Raw genomic sequence first — 7,150 nt, forward strand, 5'->3', positions numbered from 1 at the left:
ATTATGCGGAAGTACCGACTTTAAGTATGGCACCAAAAACCAGCATGAGGATACCACGTGGCAACCTGCCTGGATCGGAAAAAAAGACAATGAATGCCGACCCTACCGCAGCAAATGCTGTTCTCACCCCGTGTTTGGTGCCGAGAGCCGGCCCGCGGGAGGCGGTATCGAATTAATTAGTTAATTGGAGGCGGAAGATATGGTTTTCGGGTGGTGGGCATCCGTAAGCGGAAAAGCCACAAGATGATCGGCCTGCACCCGGATTCCGACGCGATCGCCGATCGTATGGTCGGCGTGGCTCGGGAAAAGTGACAACACACGTCCTCCGCTGGGTAATCGAAGGGTATAAAGAATCTCGGCCCCACGAAAGGCCCGCTGTATCACTTCAACTTGAAGGGCGCTATTCGGATCCGGCACGATGTCATCCGGTCTTAATAGTATGGCGACCGGTGTACCACGTTCCCAGCCGTAGGCGCGGTTCCCCTTGAGCACGCCTATTTCCGTTTCCACGGAATCCGGTGTCAGCAATCTTCCGTTCAGAAACACGCCCTGGCCGATAAAATCGGCAACGAAGCGGTTGCATGGCTCGTGATAGAGATTGTAGGGAGTGTCCCACTGCAACAGCTTGCCTTCGTGCATCACGCCCACGACATCTCCCAGCGCAAAGGATTCGTATTGATCATGCGTGACCAGTACCGCCGTGGCGCCGCGCTGTTTGAGTATCTGGCGGATCTCGCTCGAAAGTCGCTCGCGCAGCTCAATGTCGAGATTCGAGAAAGGCTCGTCCATGAGAATGAGATCGGGTTTCGGCGCCAGCGCCCGTGCCAGCGCCACGCGCTGCTGCTGTCCTCCGGAAAGTTCATGCGGGTAGCGTTCTGCCATGCCGCCAAGTCCGACGATTTCCACCAGCTCATTGACAATGGCTTCTCTCGCTGCCGTCGGCATGCCTCGAAGACCGAATCCAATATTTCCTGAAACGGAAAGATGAGGGAAAAGGGCGTGATCTTGAAATACCATACCGAAGCGACGCTTTTCCGGCGGCAGCGTGAATTTTGAATTGGAAACCGTGACACCCTTGATTTTAATCTGGCCGCCGCTCAACGGGTGGAATCCTGCGATGGCGCGCAGTACCGTGGTTTTACCGCAGCCGCTCGGGCCCAACAGGCACACGATATCGCCGGTGTTCACATGCAATGACAATCCACTTACCGCCAGCCGCCCGTCGTACCGGCAATCGATATTATTCAATGCGAGGATCTCGTTCATGCGGGTAAGCCTAGCAGATGGGCGCAAACGGAACCAACTACCGGCTCGCTGCAGCGGCGACCTCCGATGTGACCGGTTATTTTTTTTCCGGTGCACCGAGCAGGAATTCGAGCAGCGCCTTCTGGGCGTGCAGACGGTTTTCCGCCTCGTCCCAGACGATGCTCTGAGGACCGTCGATTACTTCGGCGGATACCTCGACGCCACGATAGGCCGGCAGGCAATGCATAAAAACGGCATCCCGGTTCGCCAGTTTCATCAATGCGCTATCCACCATGAACCCGGCGAAGGCCTTAATCCGCTTTGTTTTTTCATTTTCCTGACCCATGCTCGCCCAGGTATCGGTTACGACAATGTCCGCTCCGCGTGCCGCTTCCTTGGGATCATGGTGCAGCGTGACTTGGTCCCGGGAAGCGGTAATCCATTCGGCCTTCGGTTCATAACCCCGGGGGGTGGCGATATCGAGATGGAATCCGAATTGACGAGCCGCGCTGATCCATGAATGACATACGTTGTTACCGTCGCCGATCCAGGCGGTCTTTCTGCCGCGAATCTCGCCGCGTTTCTCGAGATACGTTTGCATGTCGGCAAGCAGCTGACAGGGATGATTCATGTCGGTCAGGGCATTGATGACGGGCACCTGTGAGTGCGCCGCGAAGCGTTCCACCAGGGCATGCGAATTGGCGCGTATGACGATGACGTCAACCATGCGCGACAGAACTCGGGCGGTGTCTTCCACGGGTTCACCACGGTCAAGATGAGTGTCGCGGGGCGACAGGAACAGACTCACGCCCCCCAGTTGCACCATTCCGGCTTCGAACGATACCCGGGTTCGTGTCGAGGATTTTTCGAAAATCATCACCATGGTTTTACCGGTAAGAGGCATGTGGTTTTCACCGCGCCGGTGCATGGATTTCAGTTCCATGGCGCGCGTCATCAGTCGCCCAAGTTCCTCGGAGCTTAAATCCATCAATGTCAGAAAATGCCGCGATTTCATTTAATTCCCAGAAAGTCGCGCACGCAGCCGGCCAATTCAGCCGCCAGAAAATCCGCTTCATCGTCAGTCATGATAAGCGGAGGCAGCAGGCGAATTATATTGTCCGCCGTGACATTAATAAGCATCCCGCGCGCCAGCGCGAGCATAAGCATATCCTTGCAGGGACGATCGAGTTCGATGGCAAGCATGAGGCCGCGTCCCCGAATGTCGCTCACGCCCGCGACCTGGCCCAATGTTTCCTTGAATTTTCCGAGCAGACGCTGCCCGAGTTTCGCGGCTCGATCCGCGAGTTTTCCTTTTTCCAGCAAGTCGATGACGGCAAGCGCGGCCCGGCATACCAGCGGATTCCCGCTGAATGTGGATCCGTGGCTGCCGGGTTTGAATACCCGCGCCGCGTCCCCGCGAGCAAGGCAGGCCCCGATCGGCACGCCATTCCCGAGGCCTTTGGCGAGCGTCATGACATCGGGTACCACGCCCTCATGCTGGCAGGCAAACCATTTTCCGGTGCGGCACATGCCGGATTGTATTTCATCAATCATCAGCAGCCAGTCGTGCTCGTCGCAGATCTTCCGGAGGCCTTTGAGATAACCGGAATCCGGAATGGTGATACCGCCTTCACCGATGATGGGTTCGACCAAAACCGCCACGACTTCCTGGTTGTGCTCGCTGACCAGCCGGACCGCGCCCAGGTCGTTGTACGGAACACGGTAGAAACCTTGCACCAGGGGTTCAAAGCCTGACTGGATTTTGCGACTGCCGGAGGCAGACAGGGTGGCGAGCGTGCGTCCGTGGAAGCTGCCCTCGGTGACGAGAATGCCGGGTTTCAGAATACCGCGCTGATGCCCGTAGAGGCGAGCGAGCTTGATTGCCGCTTCATTGGCCTCCGCTCCTGAATTGCAAAAAAAGGCATTGTCCATTCCCGCGCGCCGGCACAAGCGTTCCGCAAGTTCTTCCTGGAGGGGAATTTGGTACCAGTTCGAGGTGTGCAGCAGCTTGCCGGCCTGATCGCACAGCGCCGCGGTGATGGCGGGATGTGCATGACCCAGTCCGCAGACCGCGATGCCGGCCAGCGCGTCGAGGTATTTTTTCCCCTGCGTGTCCCACAGCCAGGCGCCTTCGCCGTGCGTGAAGGCCACGGGCAATCCGGAGAAAACCGGCATCTGGTAGGACGATGTCATGTTTTTTCATACCCCACAAAGTCGCCGGGATCGAACCGGGACAGCGCCGCAGTTTGTTGCGCTGGCCCCAACCGCCGGGCGAGTGTGGCCCAAGGTGAAGTTGCGGGCCACAAAAACATAAAGGCGCCTTGCGGGCGCCACTTAAAGCAAAAATTCTACCCTCTGCAGGCAATAACGCAAGGCCCTTGCAATTGAATCCGTGGCGGACAACATGCGACGTGTTCGGTGCCGTCGGCAAGCTTGTCGTGGCGATGGCAGCGGAAACAAAAAAGGCCCGGCGGAGCGGGCCTTTTTCCGGCTACGTCGGATGCTACATCAGGGGCAAACCGTGTGCCGCGCTACCCGTGATCATGAAGAACAGCATCGGCAGGGATAGCATGGTGTTGGTGCGTGAGGCCAGAAACGCCACACGGGCGGCCTTGGCCTTGGCGGCGTCGTCGGCCGGCACGATCCCGAGCACCTTTTTCTGGTTGGGCCAGATCAATACCCACACGTTGAAGAGCATGATCGTACCGAGCCAGGCACCGATGCCGATGGCGGCGGCCGGTCCCTTGAGCAGGAAGGCATTGCCGATGCCGACGCCGCTCCGTTCCAGATAATAGGCGCCCATGATCCACGTCACGAGCGCGGCCCAGCGAAACCACAACAGGGCCAACGGCGCGATGTGTTTGGTGATACCGGCAGCGGTGTTATCGGCCTTGGCCTTGGGCATGGCGACAGCCTGGACGAAATTGAAGTAGTAAAGAAGTCCAATCCAGATAATGCCGGCAAGAATATGCAGCCAGCGAACAATGATGAGTTCCATAATATACCCCCGTAAAAGTTTCGTTGTGCTGGCGGTCAGGCTGCGGTCTTGACCAGGAAATTGACGAGAAAGAAATACAAAATCACGGTCAGGATCAAACCTGTAATGATTGTTCCGGCGATCGAATCCAGCGGAGTTTTCATGGTTATTTCCTCTCTGAAAAAATGCCAAAAGGTTGACTGCTTTTGTGGGTCGCTAGGGTAATGGAGATATTATTCGATTTCAACTGCATCGGTACTTTCACGCGTGGTGGATGTAATGTTCCAGTTGCTGGATGGTGAAATCCTTGTCAGAAATACACTGTTTCACCAGGTCGCCGATTGAAACAATTCCCATAAGCTTCCCGCCATCCATAACCGGGAGATGACGCACGCGGCTTTCCGTGAGCAACGCCATGCACTCTTCGACCGTGGTTTCCGGACTGACACACAATACATCTGGGGTCATTATTTCGCGGATCAGGGTATTCTTCGATGATTTGCCCTTGAGAATGACCTTTCGGGCGTAGTCACGTTCGGAGAGAATTCCTGCAAGCTGCCCGTTTTCGATGACCAGCAGCGCGCCAATATTGTTTTCAGACATGCGCTCGACCGCCGAGTAAACCGAGTCGTTCGGTGAAATGGATAGGATATTGCGTCCCTTGATGTCCAACAATTGTTTTACCGTGGTCATTTTTGCCTCCTTGCCTTGTCGCCAGCATTCCCGTTAGCCTACTCTTACCGCCCGGCAGGCACAAAAAAATTTTATACCCGGGACATGGTTGTTAGCGCGAAACCCGATTTGTCAGCGTTACTGAGGGGGTGGCCTGATTCGACTTGAGGTGTTTCGCCTGGCTGATTAACATCAGCCCGCGCCAACAAGCTTCCACCCGGATACCCGCCAGCTAAATTTATGTTGCAGCGTGCCCTGCGTTATATCCTGATCCCGATTTCTTCCCTGTCCGACAGGGTGGGGAACGGATTCTACATCGGATTGGCCATCGTCATGAGTATCGTCGCGCTGGTCGCCATCGCCGGCGGATCTACCGCAGCGATGAAGAACAAGGCCTACGATCTCATCATGAAGACGCGGTTTCTTTATCCCGCGCCCGATCCGGAAATTGTCATCGTGGATATCGATGAAGCGGCGCTGGCTGCCATGGCGCCGGAGTACGGCCGCTGGCCGTGGCCGCGAAACATCATGGGCGAACTGGTGGAAGGTATCGCCACGCAAAAACCCAGTGCGATTGTTTTTGATATTACATTCAGCGATCCGGATGTTTTCAATCTCGACGGTGACAAATATTTTCGCGACGTGATTGCGAAGACAACGAACGCCTTTTTTCCCGTCGTCCGGCTGAATGAATCGAATGACCACCTCAGCGAGTTGCAAGCCAGGCAATTATCGGGCGCGACCAGGCTCGATCCCGAACCATCTGAAACCGCCACGATCGCCGTCGTATTGCCGTATTTCTACGACGTTCTGACGCACCGGCGATTGGGAACCAATAATATTTACACGGATACCGATGGCATCGTTCGGACTTACGCTGTTTACGCCAATGAATACGGCTGGCGCGTGGGATCTCTGCCCGCGAATGTCGTGGCGGCCACAGGAACATCCTTGCCGGACCAGGAGGACATTCTCATCAACTGGCGCGGCAATCCACCGTCCTACCGGCATATCTCCTTTCACGAGATTTATTTTGATTTACAGAAGCAGAAAAGGACGCGGCCGCTGGATGAATTTACCGGAAAGATCGTTATCATTGGTTCCACCGCACCCGCTCTTTTCGATTTGAAGACTACGCCGGTGGCCAAGGTGCATCCGGGAGTGGAGATCCTGGCCACCGCCGTCGACAATTTGAAAAACGGCGATTTCCTCACCGAGCTGCACCCATGGATATATATTTCGATTACCCTGGTTGCCGTTGCGTTGCTCACCGGCGCTTTCGTGTACAACATCGATCAGCGCGTGGTGAACCTCACATTTACCTTGCTGCAATCCGGTTTCCTGGCGGTGTCGTATTTCACACTCAATTTATCCACCGTGTTCGTGGACCTCACCGCGCCGTTCGCCTTCAGCCTGGCGTATTTCGCTATCGCCCGGTTCAACTATACGATCGCGGGCTTCCGCCGCAGCGGCCAGCCGTTCTTCTCCACTCAGCTCGACCCCGGCAACCGCTGCCGCGTGGTGCTTGCCCAGTGCCATTTCCATATAAAAAACCGTCGTGCGCGTCTGGCACTCGGCGCCTCGGTCAAAAAGCAGATCGCACTCTCGCGATATGGCCTTCCCACCTCGCCGTTCTTCAAGGGCATGCCGCTGCTGTATTCCTTCTTCCGCAACACCGTGGTGTTCTACTGGCTGGTTCCGGAGGAAAAGACCGCCGCCGTGCTGCAGGACGTGGTGTCGGTGATGGAGCGCGCCATGCCCGCGATCCGCAAATCCGCCCGCCGTCGCGCGGCGGACCGGGTCGTCGCAACCTGGTTGCTGCACGGTTTCGATTTTACGGTGGATGCGGAAGAGACGTGGCGCCTGCAGGGCGAAGCGGGCATGGCGAAGTTGTTCGCCCTGGCATCCAAGACCAGCGAGCGTGGCAACGAAAGGGTAATTCGAATCGTGGCGACGAAAGAATTTATGAATACGTGCCGGAGTGTGGGCGGATTAAAAGTTCCGGAAGAATTGGAAAAGGCGGGCTTGAGATATTGATTTCTTCTTTCTTGTCGTCATTCCCGCGAAAGCGGGAATCCAGGCTTTAAATGGTATCGCGCGCTCTGCGCGCGATCTCAAAAGCTATGTGCGGGTGGCTCCGCCCCTGCACCCTGGGTTACCTTTACTTTGCTCGTGCAAAGAAAGGTAACCGAAAGAAAGCACGCCCGGATGGCGCACTTATCCTGCGCTCCGCGCGTGGGTCTCGGAGGTCGCCCG

General features: G+C 56.4%; 6 protein-coding genes. 1 reads left to right on the forward strand and 5 read right to left on the reverse strand.

What is annotated here, in order from left to right:
• Window positions 1–180: 180 nt before the first annotated feature.
• From WD823_RS12700 to WD823_RS12720, 5 genes are all read right to left on the reverse strand, one after another.
• Complete coding sequence (locus tag WD823_RS12700; protein WP_368429868.1) at window positions 181–1,266, reverse strand: ABC transporter ATP-binding protein; 1,086 nt, start codon at window positions 1,264–1,266, stop codon at window positions 181–183.
• Window positions 1,267–1,342: 76 nt separating this feature from the next.
• Entirely contained in the window at window positions 1,343–2,260 is a 918-nt protein-coding gene (gene argF / locus WD823_RS12705; protein ID WP_368429869.1) for an ornithine carbamoyltransferase, read from the reverse strand.
• Window positions 2,257–3,438 (reverse strand): aspartate aminotransferase family protein, encoded by a 1,182-nt coding sequence (locus WD823_RS12710; RefSeq protein WP_368429870.1) that lies wholly within the window; start codon window positions 3,436–3,438, stop codon window positions 2,257–2,259. Before WD823_RS12710 ends, argF begins: the two co-directional genes overlap by 4 nt.
• A gap of 310 nt (window positions 3,439–3,748) precedes the next feature.
• On the reverse strand, window positions 3,749–4,243 hold the full coding sequence (locus tag WD823_RS12715; RefSeq protein ID WP_368429871.1) for a urate hydroxylase PuuD: 495 nt from the start codon (window positions 4,241–4,243) through the stop codon (window positions 3,749–3,751).
• Between the two features lie 240 nt (window positions 4,244–4,483).
• Complete coding sequence (locus WD823_RS12720; RefSeq protein ID WP_368429872.1) at window positions 4,484–4,915, reverse strand: CBS domain-containing protein; 432 nt, start codon at window positions 4,913–4,915, stop codon at window positions 4,484–4,486.
• Window positions 4,916–5,134: 219 nt separating this feature from the next.
• Here WD823_RS12720 and WD823_RS12725 point away from each other — a divergent pair, with 219 nt between their 5' ends.
• Window positions 5,135–6,931 (forward strand): CHASE2 domain-containing protein, encoded by a 1,797-nt coding sequence (locus tag WD823_RS12725; protein WP_368429873.1) that lies wholly within the window; start codon window positions 5,135–5,137, stop codon window positions 6,929–6,931.
• The last annotated feature ends 219 nt before the right edge of the window (window positions 6,932–7,150 follow it).

It is taken from the genome of Sulfuricaulis sp., from assembly GCF_040901545.1.
In the GTDB taxonomy this organism is placed as follows: Bacteria; Pseudomonadota; Gammaproteobacteria; order Acidiferrobacterales; family Sulfurifustaceae; genus Sulfuricaulis.